Below are 16,275 nucleotides of genomic sequence, written 5' to 3' on the forward strand. Positions count from 1 at the left end.
TCTCGCTCACGGGGCTTTCCTCACTTCTTCTTCAGCTGCTTGGCGTTGGCGAACAGCGAGGCCATGGCATTGTTCGCCGGGGCCTTCTCCGGCTGGCGCGGGGCGCTGCTGCGCTCGCCACGCGGGGCGCCGTTGCCGGGGCGGCCGCCGCCGCGCGGACCGTCGACCTTCTCGCCGGGGGTGTCGCTCATGCGCATGGACAGGCCGACGCGGTTGCGCGGGATGTCCACTTCCATGACCTTGACCTTGACGATGTCACCGGCCTTGACCACTTCGTAGGGGTCCTTGACGAACTTCTCCGACAGCGCGGAGATATGCACCAGGCCGTCCTGGTGGACACCGATGTCGACGAAGGCGCCGAAGTTGGTGACGTTGGTCACCACGCCTTCGAGCACCATGCCCGGCGTGAGGTCCTTGAGGCTCTCGACGCCTTCCTGGAACTCGGCGGTCTTGAACTCCGGGCGCGGGTCGCGGCCGGGCTTGTCGAGTTCCTTGAGGATGTCGGTGACGGTGGGCAGGCCGAACTGCTCGTCGGTGAACTTCTTCGGGTCCAGGCGCTTGAGGAAGGCCGAGTCGCCGATCAGCGAGCGCACGTCGCGGCCGGTGTCGGCGGCGATGCGCTGCACCAGCGGGTAGGTTTCCGGGTGCACCGCGGAGGCGTCCAGCGGGTTGTCGCCGTTCATCACGCGGAGGAAGCCGGCGGCCTGCTCGAAGGTCTTTTCGCCCAGGCGGCTGACTTTCTTCAGCTCGTCACGGGTGCGGAACGCGCCGTTGGCGTCACGGTGCGCCACGATGTTCTGCGCCAGGGTGCTGTTGAGGCCGGAGATGCGCGCCAGCAGGGCGGCGGAGGCGGTGTTGACGTCCACGCCCACGGCGTTCACGCAGTCCTCCACCACGGCATCCAGGCTGCGCGCCAGCTGCAGCTGGGACACGTCGTGCTGGTACTGGCCGACGCCGATGGACTTGGGCTCGATCTTCACCAGCTCGGCCAGCGGGTCCTGCAGGCGGCGGGCGATGGACACGGCGCCGCGCAGGGAAACGTCGAGGTCCGGGAATTCCTTGGCGGCCAGCTCGGAGGCCGAGTACACCGACGCGCCGGCCTCGCTGACCATGATCTTGGTGCACTTGAGCGCCGGGTATTTCTTGATCAGCTCGGCGGCCAGCTTGTCGGTCTCGCGGCTGGCGGTGCCGTTGCCGATGGCGATCAGCTCCACCTGGTGCTTGGCGCAGAGCGCGGCGAGCACGGCGATGGTCTGGTCCCACTGGTTCTTCGGCGCGTGGGGGTAGACGGTGGCGGTGTCCAGCAGCTTGCCGGTGGCATCGACCACCGCGACCTTCACGCCGGTGCGCAGGCCTGGGTCCAGGCCCAGGGTAGCGCGTGGGCCGGCCGGTGCGGCCAGCAGCAGGTCGTGCAGGTTACGGGCGAAGACGTTGATCGCCTCGGCATCGGCGCCTTCGCGCAGTTCGCCCAGCAGGTCGGTTTCCAGGTGGGTATAGAGCTTGACCTTCCAGGTCCAGCGCACCACTTCGGACAGCCACTTGTCGGCGGCGCGGCCCTGATTGCTGATGCCAAAGCGCTCGCCGATCATGGTTTCGCACGGGTGCGCGGAGCCCGGCAGCTCCTCGCCGACCTTCAGGGTAACGCTCAGCACGCCTTCGTTGCGGCCGCGGAAGATCGCCAGGGCGCGGTGCGACGGCGCGTTCTTCAGCGGCTCGTCGTGCTCGAAGTAATCGCTGAACTTGGCGCCTTCGGTTTCCTTGCCCGGCACCACGCGCGCGGCGAGGGTGGCGTTGTCCTTGAGGAAGCCGCGCAGGCGGTCCAGCAGGGTGGCGTCCTCGGCGAAGCGCTCCATGAGGATGTACTTGGCGCCTTCGAGCACGGCGCGGGTGTCGGCGAAGCCCTTCTCGGCATCGACGAAGCGCGCGGCTTCGCTTTCCGGGGTCAGGCTCGGGTCATTGAACAGCGCGTCGGCCAGCTCGCCCAGGCCGGCTTCCAGGGCGATCTGGCCCTTGGTGCGGCGCTTCTGCTTATAGGGCAGGTAGAGGTCTTCGAGGCGGGTCTTGGTGTCGGCGAGGTTGATTTCGCGGGCCAGCTCCGGGGTCAGCTTGCCCTGTTCCTCGATGCTGGCGAGGATCGCGCCACGGCGCTCGTCCAGCTCGCGCAGGTAGCGCAGGCGTTCTTCGAGCATGCGCAGCTGGGTGTCATCCAGGCTGCCGGTGACTTCTTTCCGGTAACGGGCGATGAAGGGAACGGTGGAGCCTTCATCGAGGAGGGCGACGGCAGCGGCGACTTGCTGTGGTTGAACGCGGCCGGAGGGCAGTGCGGAAAGCTCTTCGGCGATACGGGTGTTAATGCTGTCCATGAATCCACCTGGTGAAACCAACGAAATACGGGGCGCATGATCTGCTGCGCGTCGGCATTACTGCGTTGAGGCCAACTGAGAAATGCTCATTGACTGCAGTCAACTGGAGCCTTCTCAGCTGTCCTCGCCTTGTTCTGCTCTAGCTCGCACGATCATGAGCAGGCTCATAACAGAGCATCTGGACCGGAGTTCCCGGTCGCTCGACAGGCCCTGTGACAACGCCCCGCCGCAAAAGCGCCGCATTATACCCGCGACAATTTCACCGGGTGGGCGACTGGTCGGGGAAAAATCTGCTAACAATGGACAGGCCGTGATGCGCGGCTGCTGGGCGATAATGCCCGCCGAATCAGATTCTGGGAGTTTCCATGAGCAACGCTGCCACCCTGCCCGAAGGCGAAAAGATCCTCGTGGTCGATGACGACGCGCGCCTGCGCCGTCTGCTGGAACGCTTCCTCGATGAGCAGGGTTATCGCGTCCGCGCCGTCGAAAACACCGAGCAGATGGACCGCCTGCTGGCCCGCGAGCTGTTCCAGCTGGTCGTGCTGGACCTGATGATGCCAGGCGAGGATGGTCTCTCCGCGTGCAAGCGTCTTCGCGAGTCGAACAACCAGATCCCGATCATCATGCTCACCGCCAAGGGCGACGAATCCAGCCGCATCTCGGGCCTGGAGCAGGGCGCCGACGACTACCTGGCCAAGCCGTTCAACCCGCGCGAACTGCTGGCGCGGATCAAGGCCGTGCTGCGCCGCCAGGCGCCGCTGGTGCCGGGCGCGCCGGCCGGCGAGGACGAGATCGTCACCTTCGGCGACTACGAGCTGCACCTGGCTACCCGCGAGCTGAAGAAGGGCGAGGAAGTGCACATGCTCACCACCGGTGAGTTCGCCGTGCTCAAGGCCCTGGTGCAGCACGCCCGCGAGCCGCTGACCCGCGACAAGCTGATGAACCTCGCCCGTGGCCGGGAGTGGGACGCCCTGGAGCGCTCCATCGACGTGCAGATTTCCCGCCTGCGCCGGCTGATCGAGCCCGATCCGTCGAAGCCGCGCTATATCCAGACCGTCTGGGGCGTGGGCTACGTGTTCGTGCCGGATGGCGCGGCGCGCAAGTGATCCAGCTTTTCGGGGCGATGGATGCGGCGTAACGCCGGTTCCCTCTCCCCCGCCCTCTCCCTGAAGGGAGAGGGCGCCATCCGTGCCGGCTGACGCATCAGTTTCAGCCGGTGCCGATCCAGTCCCCTCTCCCTTCAGGGAGAGGGCTAGGGAGAGGGGTTCTGCCGGCTCGCTTGGTGTTCATGAGGCGGACACCTCTCCTGCTACGATCAGTGCCTCCTGGTAACGCCCTCTTGAAAACACCCCTCTGGTTCCCGCAAAGCTTCTTCGCCCGCACGCTCTGGCTGGTGCTCATCGTCGTGCTGTTTTCCAAGGCGCTGACCCTGGTCTACCTGCTGATGAACGAAGACATGCTGGTCGACCGCCAGTACAGCCACGGTGCGGCGCTGACCGTGCGCGCGTACTGGGCGGCGGACGAAAAGTCGCGCGAGGCCATCGCCCAGTCCGCCGGGCTGAAGTGGGCGCCCCACGAACAGGGGCAGCCGGAGGAGGTGCACTGGCCGTACACGGAAATCTTCCAGCGGCAGATGCGCATGGAGCTGGGCATCGACACCGAGACGCGCCTGCGCATCCACCATCCGTCGATGCTCTGGGTGCGCGCGCCGACCCTGGGCGAAGGCTGGATCGGCGTGCCGCTCTATCCGCACCCGCTGCGCGGCCAGCAGATCTGGAGCGTGCTCGGCTGGTTCCTCGGCATCGGCCTGCTGTCCACCGCCGCCGCGTGGATCTTCGTGCGCCTGCTCAGCCAGCCGCTCAAGCGCCTGGTGTTCGCCTCCCGCGAGTTCGGCAAGGGGCGCAGCGTACGCTTGCCGCTGGGGCCGGAAACGCCCAGCGAGATGGCCGAGGTGTACCGGGCGTTCAACCAGATGGCCGACGACGTGGAGCAAGCCGGCCGCGAGCGCGAACTGATGCTCGCCGGGGTGTCCCACGACCTGCGCACGCCGCTGACGCGCCTGCGCCTGTCGCTGGAACTGATGCCCGACAGCGACCGCGAGATGGTCGAGGACATGGTCCGCGACATCGAGGACATGGACGCCATCCTCGACCAGTTCCTCGCCTTCATCCGCGATGGGCGCGACGAATCGGTGGAAGAGGGCGACCTCGCCGACCTGATCCGCGAGGTGGCGGACGCCTTCAACCAGAACGGCAACCGCGTGCGCCTGTGCCTGGAGACGCTGCCGCTGTTCCGCTTCCGCCGGGTGTCGATCAAGCGCCTGCTGGGCAACCTGATCGAGAACGGCCTGAACCACGGCGGCGGCAAGGTCGAAGTGGCGGCCCACGTGGCCGGTGGCGGCGGCGCGCCCTATGTGGTGCTCAGCGTGCTCGACCGGGGGGCGGGCGTCGATCCGCAGGAGCTGGACAACATCTTCAACCCCTTCTTCCGCGGCGACAAAGCGCGCGGCGGCAAGGGCACCGGCCTCGGGCTGGCCATCGTCAAGCGCATCGCCGAACAGCACGGCGGCAGCATCGAGCTGCGCAACCGCGAGGGCGGTGGTGTGGAAGCGCGCGTCTGTCTGCCGCTGGGCCTGCTGCTGCCGCGCGACGCGCACTGAGCGCCTGCTGACGATCTGCTGCACGCCGGCAGAACGGCGTTGCGGCTGGCTGCTCCAGCTGGCGAGGTGGACAGCCGGCTCTACTCCCAGCGCAGGGATTTGCCTTCCAGCACCGCCGCGCGGCCGTAGGGCCAGGCGCGGTTATGCGCGCCGTGGCCGCTGGGCAGGCCGTGGTAGAGCGGCACGCCCAGCGCGGCGGCGTATTCGGCGAAGATCTCGTCCAGGCTGTGGGCCACGCCCTTGCGCGGGCAATCGGTGAAGGTGCCCAGGCAGATCGCGCCCAGGCGCGCGCCGTCCAGGCTGTTGAGCAGTTGCCAGAGGCTGCGTTCGAGGCGGTAGTAGGGCTCGCCCACGTCCTCGAGCACCAGGATGGCGCCATCGGGCACGTACAGCGCGCCCGCGGTGCCGGCCATGCAGGCCAGCGCGGTGAGGTTGCCGCCGATCAGTTCGCCCGCCACGGCGCCCTTCGGCCCCGCCAGGTGCTGCACCGCCAGCCTGCCCGGTTCGCCGGCCAGCACGTGGCTGATGGAGGCCAGTGACGCCAGGCGCTCGCGCTGTTCGTTCGGCGCGCTCAAGGGTTGCAGTCCCAGCCCGGTGGCAACCATGCCGTGGATGGCCGGCAGGCCCTGGCGGTGGAAGGCGCTGAGCAGGATGGAGATGTCCGAGAAGCCGATCAGCGGGCGCGGCGACGCGGCCTTGAGACGCTGCCAGTCCAGTTGCGGGATGAGTTGCCCGCAGCCGTAGCCGCCCCGCAGGCACCAGACGGCGCTGACGTCGTCCAGCTCGAAGGCGGCGTGGAAGTCCTCCAGGCGCTGCGCCGGGGTGCCGGCCAGGTAGCGGTAACGGGCGTCGGCGTGCTCGCCCAGATGGTAGTCGATGCCCTGCACCTCCAACTGGCGCAGGGTGGCCTCCAGCACGTCCTCGGCAATCGCCGAGGCCGGCGCCACCAGCGCGACGCGGCCCTCGATGGGCGACCAGGTGAGTTCGGCATGGGGACGGGAAGCGGGCATGGCGGGATTCCGGTGACGTCAGGTGAGCAATGTAGGAGCGAGCTTGCTCGCGAAGGGTTCAATGGGGCAACGCTGTGCCGCGCATTCCCCTCACCCTAACCCTCTCCCGGAGGGAGAGGGCTGGGGTGAGGGTAGAAACCCGCGCGATGCTCAAGGGCGCTTCATGAAAGTCAGTTCCTGGCATCCCTGTCGTGACTACCTGCTGTTCTGTGCCCCCTGCCAGGCCAGCCGTGGCCCGGCGTTCGCCGGCGCGACGCATGCGTCGCGAAAGCCCCGGCTCACCCCTTGCCTTTGGTCCGCGCCAGATGCGGCCCGCCGTTCTTCTCCAGGTATTCGATGATCACCCCGGCGATGTCCTTGCCGGTGGTGGTCTCGATGCCTTCCAGGCCCGGCGAGGAATTCACCTCCATCACCAGGGGGCCGTGGTTGGAGCGCAGGATGTCGACGCCGGCCACATGCAGGCCCATCACCTTGGCGGCGCGGATGGCGGTCATGCGTTCCTCGGGGGTGATCTTGATCAGGCTGGCGCTGCCGCCGCGGTGCAGGTTGGAGCGGAACTCGCCGGCCGCGGCCTGGCGCTTCATCGAGGCGATCACCTTGTCGCCGACCACGAAGCAGCGGATGTCGGCGCCGCCGGCTTCCTTGATGTACTCCTGCACCATGATGTTGTGCTTGAGCCCCATGAAGGCCTCCAGCACCGATTCGGCGGCCTTCTCCGTCTCGCAGAGGACCACGCCGATGCCCTGGGTGCCTTCGAGCAGCTTGATCACCAGCGGCGCGCCGCCGACCATCTCGATCAGGTCCGGCACGTCATCGGGCGAGTGGGCAAAGCCGGTCACGGGCAGGCCGATGCCCTTGCGCGAGAGCAGTTGCAGCGAGCGCAGCTTGTCGCGCGAGCGGGCGATGGCCACCGATTCGTTGAGCGGGAACACCCCCATCATCTCGAACTGGCGCAGCACGGCGCAGCCGTAGAAGGTCACCGACGCGCCGATCCGCGGGATCACCGCGTCGAAGCCCTCCAGCGGCTTGCCGCGGTAGTGGATCTGCGGCTTGTGGCTGGCGATGTTCATGTAGGCGCGGAGGGTGTCGATCACCACCATCTCGTGGCCGCGTTGCTGCCCGGCCTCCACCAGTCGACGGGTGGAATACAGACGCGGATTGCGCGACAGCACAGCAATTTTCATTGATCACCTGGAAGGGTGGCGGGAACCATGATGAGGGGTTTGTCTTGCACGTAGGTCAGGCCGGGGTTGACCACCAGTTGGCCCTGCACCAGCGCCTTGGAGCCTAGCAGCACGCGGTAGCGCATGGTCTTGCGGCAGGCCAGGGTGAATTCCACCGGCCAGGCGCGGTCGCCCAGGGCCAGCAGGGTGCGGATCACGTAGCGGGTCTGGGCGTGGCCGTTGGAGCTCTTGATGGTCTTCATCGTCACCACCGGCGCCTCGCAGCGATGGCGGCGCTGCACCTGGGTGCCCAGGTGGGCGACGAAGCGCACCCAGCTCTGCCCGTCGCGCTCGAACGGCACGATGTCGCTGGCATGCAGGCTGGAGGTGCTGGCGCCGGTGTCGATCTTCGCGCGCAGGCCGACCATGCCCAGTTCGGGCAGGGCGATCCATTCGCGCAGACCAATCACCGACAGGTGGTCGAAAGTCTTCAAGTCAGGCGTCCCCGGCGTTTGCCGGCATTCTAGTCAGGCCGGTTGTGCCCCGCCAGCGGGGCGGCGGTACACTCTCAGACCCGCATGACGAGGTTGTGAAGTGAGCGAAAAAGACGACGACAAGGTCCGCCTGGACAAGTGGCTGTGGGCGGCGCGCTTCTACAAGACCCGCTCCCTGGCCAAGGAAGCCATCGACGGCGGCAAGGTGCATTGCCGGGGCGAGCGCTGCAAGCCCGGCAAGGAGCCGAAGGTGGGTGAGGAATACGTGATCCGCACCGGCTTCGACGAGCGCACCGTGGTGGTGAAGGCGCTGTCGATGGTCCGGCGCGGCGCGCCCGAGGCGCAGCTGCTGTATGAAGAGACCGCCGACAGCGTGAAGCGCCGCGAGGACGCCTCGGCGCTGCGCAAGGCCGGCGCGCTGGGTGTGCAGACCGACGGGCGGCCGACCAAGAAGCAGCGCCGCCAGTTGTTCAGCTTCCGCGATCAGGAGTGAGCGGCCGGCGAGGACGGCTGACGCCTCGCCGGGCGGGCGTCAGGCCGTGACGACGCTCAGGCGGTTGACCAGCGGAATCTTCGCGGCCAGGCGGAACAGCGGATCGGTCCAGCGCACCAGGGCGGCGCTGCCGACGGCGGCGAACGGCGTGAAGCAGCTCCAGGCCAGGGCCACCAGCGCCATCTGCACGCCGCCGATGTAATCGTCCTGGCCCCAGTGCGCGCCGGCGACCAGGCGCGGCAGCATGAACAGCAGCGCCAGGCCCCAGATCACCACCCACTGCAGGGCGGTGCGGGCGAACAGGGTGAGGAACAGGGCCCAGATCAGCAGCACCGAGGCGTGGTCGCCGGGGAAGCTGCGGGCGGACTCGTCCTTCACCTCGAAGGCGGTGTTCTGCCACTGCGGGAAGTAGTTTTCCAGACGCACCGCATCCGGCGCCACGCTGGAGATGCTTGCATGCTGCCAGCCCAGCTTGTGGGCGATCTTGGCGTAGAGGATGCGCACCACCACCAGCACGACGGCCGCGCATAAAAAGCCGAAGGTCGCCGCGCGTGCCTGGGTCGCCTTGAAGATCCAGTCGCCACGGATGAGCAGGAGCAGCAGGATCACCCCGACCAGCAGGTCGAACGGCCGGGTGCTCGCCACGGCCCAGGTCAGGCGCCAGGCCTCGTTCGTCGCCAGCGGCTGGTTGAGCAGGCTGAACAGGCTGAAATCGAACAGGTCCATCGCGCTGCGGGTGGGCTCCCAGAGCCACAGCAGGAGCAGGGCGAACGCCATCAGGTGGCAGGCGATGAACGGCTTCCAGGACCAGGTGGCTTGGAACGGCGTGGTTTTGTCCATAAAATCGATACCCCCTTACGGAACCACCCGAATGCGGTGGTGCTGCAAAGCGCGCTTTATAGGCCTTTGCCATCAACTTGTCATTTATTTGTGCCTATCGCAGCGTTGTGTCCAGCATGTCCCAGATCGATCAAAGTCAGCGTTTCCTGTTCGACAACACCGACGTCCGCGGTGAACTGGTGGAGCTCGACCGCAGCTACGCCGAAGTGCTGGCCAAGCACCCCTACCCGCAGCCGGTCGCCCAGCTGCTGGGGGAAATGCTAGCCGCCGCGGCGCTGCTGTGCGGCACCCTCAAGTTCGACGGCCTGCTGGTGCTGCAGGCGCGCTCCAGCGGCGCCGTGCCGCTGCTGATGGTGGAATGCTCCAGCGATCGCGAGGTGCGCGGTCTGGCCCGCTACGATGCCGACGCCATCGGCGATGCCGCCGGCCTGCCCGAGCTGATGCCCCACGGCGTGTTGACCCTGACCGTCGATCCGAGGAACGGCAAGCGCTACCAGGGCATCGTGCCGCTGGAAGGCGCGACCCTGGCCGAGTGCCTGTCGACTTACTTCGCCACCTCCGAACAGCTGCCGACCCGCTTCTGGCTCAACGCCGACAGCCGTCGCGCCCGCGGCCTGCTGCTGCAGCAACTGCCGGCCGACCGCCAGCGCGACGCCGAGTCGCGCGAAGCCAGCTGGCAGCACGTCACCGCCCTGGCCGATACCCTCACCGCCGAAGAGCTGCTGGGCCTGGACAACGCCACGGTGCTGCACCGCCTGTACCACGAGGACGACGTGCGCCTGTTCGAGCCGCAGCCGCTGGTGTTCCGCTGCAGTTGCTCGCGGGAACGCTCGGCCAATGCGCTGGTCAGTCTTGGGCAGGAAGACGCCGAGCGTCTGCTGGCCGAGGAGGACGGCGAGATCGTCATCGACTGCCAGTTCTGCAACCAGCGCTACCGTTTCGACGGCTCCGACGTCGCCCAGCTGTTCTCCGGCGGCGGCAGCCAGACACCGTCAGAAACCCGCCATTGACCGCTTCGATTTGTCCGATAGCCGAACCAATGGCGTTCTCGCCAGATCAGAGGCTGCACGAGAACAGTTCTTTTCTGGCATAATCCCGCGACTTTTTTCCGCGGTAGTGGGAATTAGAAGTCACTACGCAATGTTTGGAGGACTCGGCTTCGGCCGACGGGGACCCACATGACGCAAGCCAATAAAGCCGTTTACACCGACATCAGCGTTGCCCAACTGGTCGAAGAAGCCATTCGCCGCGGCGAAGGCGAACTCGCCGACAACGGCTCGCTGGTCGTACGTACCGGCCACCGCACCGGCCGCTCGCCTGCCGACCGTTTCATCGTCGAAGAGCCGGGCAGCAAGGATTCCATCGCTTGGGGCGCCATCAACCGTCCGTTCCCGGCCGACAAGTTCGATGCCCTGTGGGACCGTGTCCAGGCCTTCAATAACGCCCAGGACCATTTCGTTTCCCACGTCCATGTAGGCTCGGCCCACGACCACTACCTGGCCGTGAAGATGACCACCGCCACCGCCTGGCAGAACCTGTTCGGCCGTGCGCTGTTCATCGAGCCCGAGCAGTACAACCCGGCTGGCCGCGAAGAGTGGCAGGTACTCAACGTCGCCAACTTCGAGTGCGTGCCCGAGCGTGACGGCACCAATTCCGATGGCTGCGTGATCCTCAACTTCGCCCAGAAGAAAGTGCTGATCGCCGGCATGCGCTACGCCGGTGAAATGAAGAAAGCCATGTTCGGCGTGCAGAACTACCTGCTGCCGGAAAAAGACGTGCTGCCGATGCACTGCGCCGCCAACATCGGCGAAGCCGGCGACGTCACCCTGTTCTTCGGTCTGTCGGGCACCGGCAAGACCACCCTGTCCGCCGACGAAAGCCGTTACCTGATCGGCGACGACGAGCACGGCTGGGGCGAGGGCGTCGTCTTCAACATCGAAGGCGGTTGCTATGCCAAGTGCATCGACCTGTCCGAGAAGAACGAGCCGGTCATCTGGAAAGCCATCAAGTTCGGCGCCGTGCTGGAGAACGTCGTCCTCGACGAGAACCGCACCCCGGTCTACTCCGATGACAGCCTGACCCAGAACTCCCGCGCGGCCTACCCGCTGGAGAACGTCGAGAAGCGTTCCGAGAAGAACCTCGGCGGCGAACCCAACGCCGTGATCTTCCTGACCTGCGACCTGACCGGCGTACTGCCGCCGGTGTCGATCCTGAACAACGAGCAGGCGGCCTACCACTTCCTGTCCGGTTACACCGCGCTGGTCGGTTCCACCGAAATGGGTTCGGGCGGCGGCATCAAGTCGACCTTCTCCACCTGCTTCGGCGCACCGTTCTTCCCGCGCCCGGCCGGCGTCTACGCCGAGCTGCTGATCAAGCGCATCAAGGCCTTCGGCTCCAAGGTGTACCTGGTCAACACCGGCTGGACCGGCGGTGGCTACGGTGTTGGCAAGCGCTTCAACATCCCGACCACCCGTGGTGTGATCGCCGCCATCCAGAGCGGCGCTCTGATCGGCGCCGAGACCGAGCACCTGGACATCATCAACCTGGACGTGCCCAAGGCCGTTCCGGGCGTCGAGACCGTCCTGCTCAACCCGCGCAACACCTGGGAAGACAAGGCTGCCTACGACGAAGCCGCCAAGGGCCTGGCCAGCAAGTTCATCGAGAACTTCAAGAAGTTCGACGTGAGCGACGCCATCAAGAACGCCGGCCCGCAGCTGTAAGCGAGCCCGTTCCGCGAAAGAGCCGCCTTCGGGCGGCTTTTTCATTGGTGCCTGAGAACGGTCCTACGCCATTGGGCTCTTCGTAGGAGCGAGCTTGCTCGCGAACAGCCCAGCTCCGGTTCGCGAGCAAGCTCGCTCCTACAATGACGCTTTCTAGGCTGCGTGGATGCCCACGTAACGGAGTATTCCCATGCACGACACCCTCGAACGTGTCTTCGGCTTCCGCCAGTTCCGCCCCGGCCAGGAGGCGGCGGTCAGCGCGGTGCTGGCCGGACGCTCGGCGGCGGCGATCTTCCCCACGGGGTCCGGCAAGTCGCTGTGCTACCAGTTGCCGGCGCTGCTGCTGCCGCACCTGACCCTGGTGGTCTCGCCGCTGCTGGCGCTGATGCAGGACCAGCTCGCCTTCCTCGCCCGCCACGGCATCGCCGCCGCCAGCATCGATTCCGCGCAGAGCCGCGAGCAGACCGCGCAAACCATGGCCCGCGCGCGCAGCGGCGAGCTGAAGGTGCTGATGATCTCGGTGGAGCGCCTGAAGAACGAGCGCTTCCGTCACTTCATCAGCGAGGTGCCGATTTCCCTGTTGGTGGTGGACGAGGCGCACTGCATTTCCGAATGGGGCCACAACTTCCGCCCCGACTACCTGAAGCTGCCGGACTACCAGAAGCAGTTCCGCATTCCCCAGGTGCTGCTGCTCACCGCCACCGCCACGCCGGCGGTGATCGCCGACATGCGCGGCAAGTTCGCCATCGCCGAAGCCGACGTGGTCACCACCGGTTTCTACCGCGCCAACCTCGACCTGCAGGTGGAGCCGGTGGCCAGCGCCGCCCGCCGCGCGCGCCTGGTGCAGTGGCTGGGCGAGCGCGCCGGGCAGCCGGCCATCGTCTACGTCACCCAGCAGAAGACCGCCGAGGAGGTCGCCGCGCACCTGGTCGAGCGCGGCATTCCCGCCTGCGCCTACCACGCCGGCATGGAGCACCCGGAGCGCGAGGGCATCCAGCGCCGTTTCATGGAGGGGGCGCTCAACTGCATCGTCGCCACCATCGCCTTCGGCATGGGCATCGACAAGAGCAACATCCGCCAGGTGGTGCACTACGACCTGCCCAAGTCGCTGGAAAACTACAGCCAGGAGATCGGCCGCGCCGGGCGCGACGGCCAGCGTTCGGAGTGCCTGGTGCTGGCCAACCGCGACAGCCTCAACGTGCTGGAGAACTTCGTCTACGGCGACACGCCCGAGCGCGAGGGCATCCGCCAGGTGCTGGAAGAGATTCGCCACGCGCCGAACGGCCAGTGGGAAACCATGCTGGTGCCGCTGTCGGATCAGTCCAACATTCGCCAGCTGCCGCTGAAGACGCTGCTGGTGCAACTGGAGCTGCGCGGCATTATCGCTCCGCGTTTCGCTTATTTCGCCGAATATCGCTACAAGTTGAACATCGATTCCGCCGAGCTGCTCAATCGCTTCGAAGGCGAGCGGCGGCAGTTCGTCGAGGCCATCCTCACGACTTCGGCCCGCGCCCGCACCTGGGCGACCCTGGATTTCGACACCCTCTACAATCGCCACGGCGCCGAACGCGCGCGGGTGGTGAAGGCCCTGGACTACTTCCAGGAACGCGGCTGGGTGGAGCTGGAAAGCAAGCAGATGACCGAGGTCTACGCGGTGCGCGATGCGTCCTTCTCGGTGGATAGCCTCAGCGAGGAACTGCACGCCTACTTCAAGCGCCATGAAGAGAGCGAAATCGCCCGCATCGGCGCCATGCTCGACCTGCTGGGCAGCGCCGAATGCCTGAGCTGGCGCCTCGCCCAGTATTTCGGTGACCGCCAGGCGCCGCGCCAGTGCGGGCACTGCTCGGTGTGCGCCGGCCACGTCGCCCGGCTGCCGGAGCCGCCCGTGTTGCCGACGCTGGATGGCCAGTCGCTGCACAACCGCTGCGCGGCCTTCCTGGAGAAGTACCGCAGTGCCCGCGGCCTGGAACCCAGCGCCGACTGCATCACGCGCTTCCTCTGCGGCATCAGCGTGCCGGCCTTCACCCGCCTGCGCGCTCGCACGCTGCCGGGCTACGCGACGCTGGAGGACTACCCCTATTCCCAGGTGCGCGACTGGGTGCAAGGGCAGCTGTAATCGCGTCGGCGCCGCGCACGACTAAAGGTCGGCGTGGCGCGCTGGCGACGCTTGTAGGGTGCAGGGAGGCAATCCCGCCTAGAGTTAGGGACGGTTGACGCTTCGCCGCGATCGCGCTGAACCTGTAACCGTCCCTCGGGCGTCGAAACAAGGAGTCCCGCGCATGTCCACCGAGCACCTGGATGTACTGATCATCGGCGCCGGCCTGTCCGGCATCGGCGCCGCCTGTCATCTGCAGAAGCAGTGTCCCGGCAAGTCCTACGCCATCCTCGAGGGCCGCGAGGCCATGGGTGGCACCTGGGACCTGTTCCGCTATCCGGGCATCCGCTCCGACTCGGACATGTACACCCTGGGCTACAACTTCAAGCCCTGGACCGACCCCAAGGCCATCGCCGACGGCCCGTCGATCCTCAGCTACATCCGCGAGACCGCGCGCGAGTATCGCGTCGAGGACAAGATCCGCTACCGCCACCGCGTGCTCAAGGCCGACTGGGACAGTGCCAGCGCGCGCTGGAACCTCATCGTGCAGCGCGGCGACGAGGCGGAACCGGTGCGCCTGAGCGCGCAGTTCCTCTTCATGTGCACCGGCTACTACCGCTACGACGCCGGCTACACCCCGGATTTCCCCGGGCGCGAGAGCTTCGCCGGGCAGGTCATCCACCCGCAGCTGTGGCCGGAGAACTTCGACTACAGCGGCAAGCGCATCGTGGTGATCGGCAGCGGCGCCACCGCCGTCACCCTGATCCCCTCGCTGACCGACAAGGCCGCCCACGTCACCATGCTGCAGCGCTCGCCGTCCTACGTGATCACCCTGCCGGCGAAGGACCCGATCTCCAACTTCCTGCGCCATTTCCTGCCGGAGAAGTGGGTGTACCGCCAGGCGCGGGCGCGCAACGTGACCATGCAGATGATCTTCTTCATGGCCTCCAAGGCGTTCCCCGGCGCGGTGCGCAAGCTCATGCTCAAGCTGGCCAACCTGCAGCTGGGCAAGGATTTCGACATGCGCCACTTCAGCCCGCGCTACAAGCCGTGGGACGAGCGCGTGTGCTGCGTGCCCGACGGCGACCTGTTCAAGGCGCTGCGCCAGGGCCGCGCCTCGGTGGTCACCGACCACATCGAGCGCTTCACCGAGAAGGGCATCCTGCTCAAGTCCGGGCAGCTGCTGGAAGCGGATGTCATCGTCACCGCCACCGGCCTGGACCTGGTGATGTTCGGCGGCGCGGAATTGGCCATCGACGGCAAGCCGTTCGACGTCACCCAGAGCATGGGTTACCGCGGAATCATGCTGCGCGACTTGCCCAACCTGGCGGCCATCGTCGGCTACACCAACGCCAGCTGGACGCTCAAGGCCGACCTCTCCAGCGAGTACTTCTGCCGGCTGATCAACCACCTCGACGCCATCGGCATGCGCCAGTGCACGCCGCGCCAGACCGACGGATCGGTGAAGGAAGAACCCTTCCTCAACCTCAACTCCGGCTACATCCAGCGCGCCGCCGACCGCATGCCCAAGCAGGGCGACCGCACGCCGTGGAAGCTCTACCAGAACTACGCGCTGGACCTTGCCCTGCTGCGCTTCGGCAAGGTCGAGGATGGCTATCTCGCCTTCACCTCGCCCAGGCAGCGCCAGGCCACGGCCGCCCCGGTGCAAGCGCTGGAGAGCTGATCGCCGCGACGGCGCCCGAGGTTGTGGGCGCCGTTCCATCGACGCGCTGGATAGACATTATCGATACGTCGCTCTGCAACGCAGCCGCCTCTGGGATTACCATGCGCGCCATTCCCGCCCATGCCAGCCAGAGGATTTTCCATGCTGATCGAAGACGCCATCCGCAGCCGCCGTTCCATTCGTGGTTTCGACACTTCCTACGTCATGAGCCGTGAGGAGAAGGACGACCTGCTGCAACAGGCGCTGCTCGCGCCCACCTCCTTCAACCTGCAGCACGTGCGCCTGGTGGAAGTCAGCGACCCTCAACTGCGCGCGCAGATTCGCGAAGCCGGCTGGAACCAGGTGCAGATGACCGAGGCGTCGATGCTGGTGGTGGTCTGCGCCCGGGTCGACAGCTGGGAGCAGGATGCCCAGCGCGTGTGGGACGGCGCTCCGGCCGAGGTGAAGAACTACATGGTCGGCGCCATCGACGGCTACTACAGAGGCAAACCGCAGACCCAGCGTGACGAAGCCATGCGCAGCAGCGGTCTGGTGGCCCAGACCCTGATGCTCGCTGCCCGTGGCCGCGGCCTGGACAGCGTGCCGATGGTCGGTTTCGACTTCGACGCCGTCGCCAAGCTGATCAACCTGCCGGCCAACCATGTCATCGGCCTGATGATCGCGGTGGGCAAGCAAGCGGTGGAAGCCAAGCCGCGCATCGGCCGCCTGCCGCTGGACGAGACGATCATCCGCGATCGCTTCTGAGCCCGATGAA

General features: G+C 66.7%; 13 protein-coding genes. 8 read left to right on the forward strand and 5 right to left on the reverse strand.

Annotation, left to right across the window (positions count from 1 at the left end):
* Nucleotides 1-20 precede the first annotated feature (20 nt).
* Complete coding sequence (locus tag ACNFIA_RS10850) at nucleotides 21-2,363, reverse strand: Tex family protein (protein WP_416784750.1); 2,343 nt, start codon at nucleotides 2,361-2,363, stop codon at nucleotides 21-23.
* Between the two features lie 365 nt (nucleotides 2,364-2,728).
* On the opposite strand from ACNFIA_RS10850, the gene ompR reads away from it, so the two are divergent.
* Both ompR and ACNFIA_RS10860 read left to right on the forward strand, forming a co-directional pair.
* The gene (ompR, locus tag ACNFIA_RS10855) at nucleotides 2,729-3,469 is read left to right on the forward strand and encodes a two-component system response regulator OmpR (protein WP_024762186.1); all 741 of its coding nucleotides are present in this window, start codon (nucleotides 2,729-2,731) and stop codon (nucleotides 3,467-3,469) included.
* Between the two features lie 233 nt (nucleotides 3,470-3,702).
* Nucleotides 3,703-5,022 (forward strand): ATP-binding protein, encoded by a 1,320-nt coding sequence (locus ACNFIA_RS10860; protein WP_259757936.1) that lies wholly within the window; start codon nucleotides 3,703-3,705, stop codon nucleotides 5,020-5,022.
* Between the two features lie 80 nt (nucleotides 5,023-5,102).
* Here ACNFIA_RS10860 and ACNFIA_RS10865 read toward each other — a convergent pair whose 3' ends face one another.
* The 3 genes from ACNFIA_RS10865 to ACNFIA_RS10875 all read right to left on the reverse strand — a co-directional run bounded on the left by ACNFIA_RS10865 (nucleotide 5,103) and on the right by ACNFIA_RS10875 (nucleotide 7,656).
* Nucleotides 5,103-6,032, reverse strand: a complete 930-nt coding sequence (locus ACNFIA_RS10865) for a S66 peptidase family protein (protein WP_416784753.1) — start codon at nucleotides 6,030-6,032, stop codon at nucleotides 5,103-5,105.
* A 278-nt stretch (nucleotides 6,033-6,310) separates the two neighbouring features.
* Nucleotides 6,311-7,216, reverse strand: coding sequence for a 30S ribosomal protein S6--L-glutamate ligase (rimK, locus tag ACNFIA_RS10870; RefSeq protein WP_038803545.1), 906 nt, complete (start codon nucleotides 7,214-7,216; stop codon nucleotides 6,311-6,313).
* On the reverse strand, nucleotides 7,213-7,656 hold the full coding sequence (locus ACNFIA_RS10875; RefSeq protein ID WP_416785413.1) for an ATP-dependent zinc protease: 444 nt from the start codon (nucleotides 7,654-7,656) through the stop codon (nucleotides 7,213-7,215). The genes rimK and ACNFIA_RS10875 overlap by 4 nt, the downstream gene beginning before the upstream one ends.
* Before the next feature lie 133 nt (nucleotides 7,657-7,789).
* On the opposite strand from ACNFIA_RS10875, the gene ACNFIA_RS10880 reads away from it, so the two are divergent.
* Nucleotides 7,790-8,182: an RNA-binding S4 domain-containing protein gene (locus tag ACNFIA_RS10880; protein ID WP_259757932.1), complete on the forward strand. Its 393-nt coding sequence runs from the start codon at nucleotides 7,790-7,792 to the stop codon at nucleotides 8,180-8,182.
* 39 nt (nucleotides 8,183-8,221) lie between these two features.
* Here the strand turns inward: ACNFIA_RS10880 and ACNFIA_RS10885 are convergent, their stop codons facing one another.
* Entirely contained in the window at nucleotides 8,222-9,022 is an 801-nt protein-coding gene (locus ACNFIA_RS10885) for a phosphatase PAP2 family protein (protein WP_416784756.1), read from the reverse strand.
* Nucleotides 9,023-9,138: 116 nt separating this feature from the next.
* Between ACNFIA_RS10885 and hslO the strand changes: the two genes are divergently transcribed.
* The 5 genes from hslO (at nucleotide 9,139) to ACNFIA_RS10910 (ending at nucleotide 16,265) form a co-directional block, all read left to right on the forward strand.
* Entirely contained in the window at nucleotides 9,139-10,032 is an 894-nt protein-coding gene (hslO, locus tag ACNFIA_RS10890) for an Hsp33 family molecular chaperone HslO (RefSeq protein ID WP_416784758.1), read from the forward strand.
* Nucleotides 10,033-10,200: 168 nt separating this feature from the next.
* The gene (locus ACNFIA_RS10895) at nucleotides 10,201-11,742 is read left to right on the forward strand and encodes a phosphoenolpyruvate carboxykinase (RefSeq protein WP_259757929.1); all 1,542 of its coding nucleotides are present in this window, start codon (nucleotides 10,201-10,203) and stop codon (nucleotides 11,740-11,742) included.
* Nucleotides 11,743-11,932: 190 nt separating this feature from the next.
* Nucleotides 11,933-13,858, forward strand: coding sequence for a RecQ family ATP-dependent DNA helicase (locus ACNFIA_RS10900; protein ID WP_416784760.1), 1,926 nt, complete (start codon nucleotides 11,933-11,935; stop codon nucleotides 13,856-13,858).
* Between the two features lie 163 nt (nucleotides 13,859-14,021).
* On the forward strand, nucleotides 14,022-15,521 hold the full coding sequence (locus tag ACNFIA_RS10905; RefSeq protein WP_416784762.1) for a flavin-containing monooxygenase: 1,500 nt from the start codon (nucleotides 14,022-14,024) through the stop codon (nucleotides 15,519-15,521).
* 141 nt (nucleotides 15,522-15,662) lie between these two features.
* On the forward strand, nucleotides 15,663-16,265 hold the full coding sequence (locus ACNFIA_RS10910) for a nitroreductase family protein (RefSeq protein WP_416784764.1): 603 nt from the start codon (nucleotides 15,663-15,665) through the stop codon (nucleotides 16,263-16,265).
* The last annotated feature ends 10 nt before the right edge of the window (nucleotides 16,266-16,275 follow it).

The organism is Pseudomonas sp. NY15437 (assembly GCF_048068435.1).
Classification (GTDB): domain Bacteria; phylum Pseudomonadota; class Gammaproteobacteria; order Pseudomonadales; family Pseudomonadaceae; genus Pseudomonas; species Pseudomonas nitroreducens_B.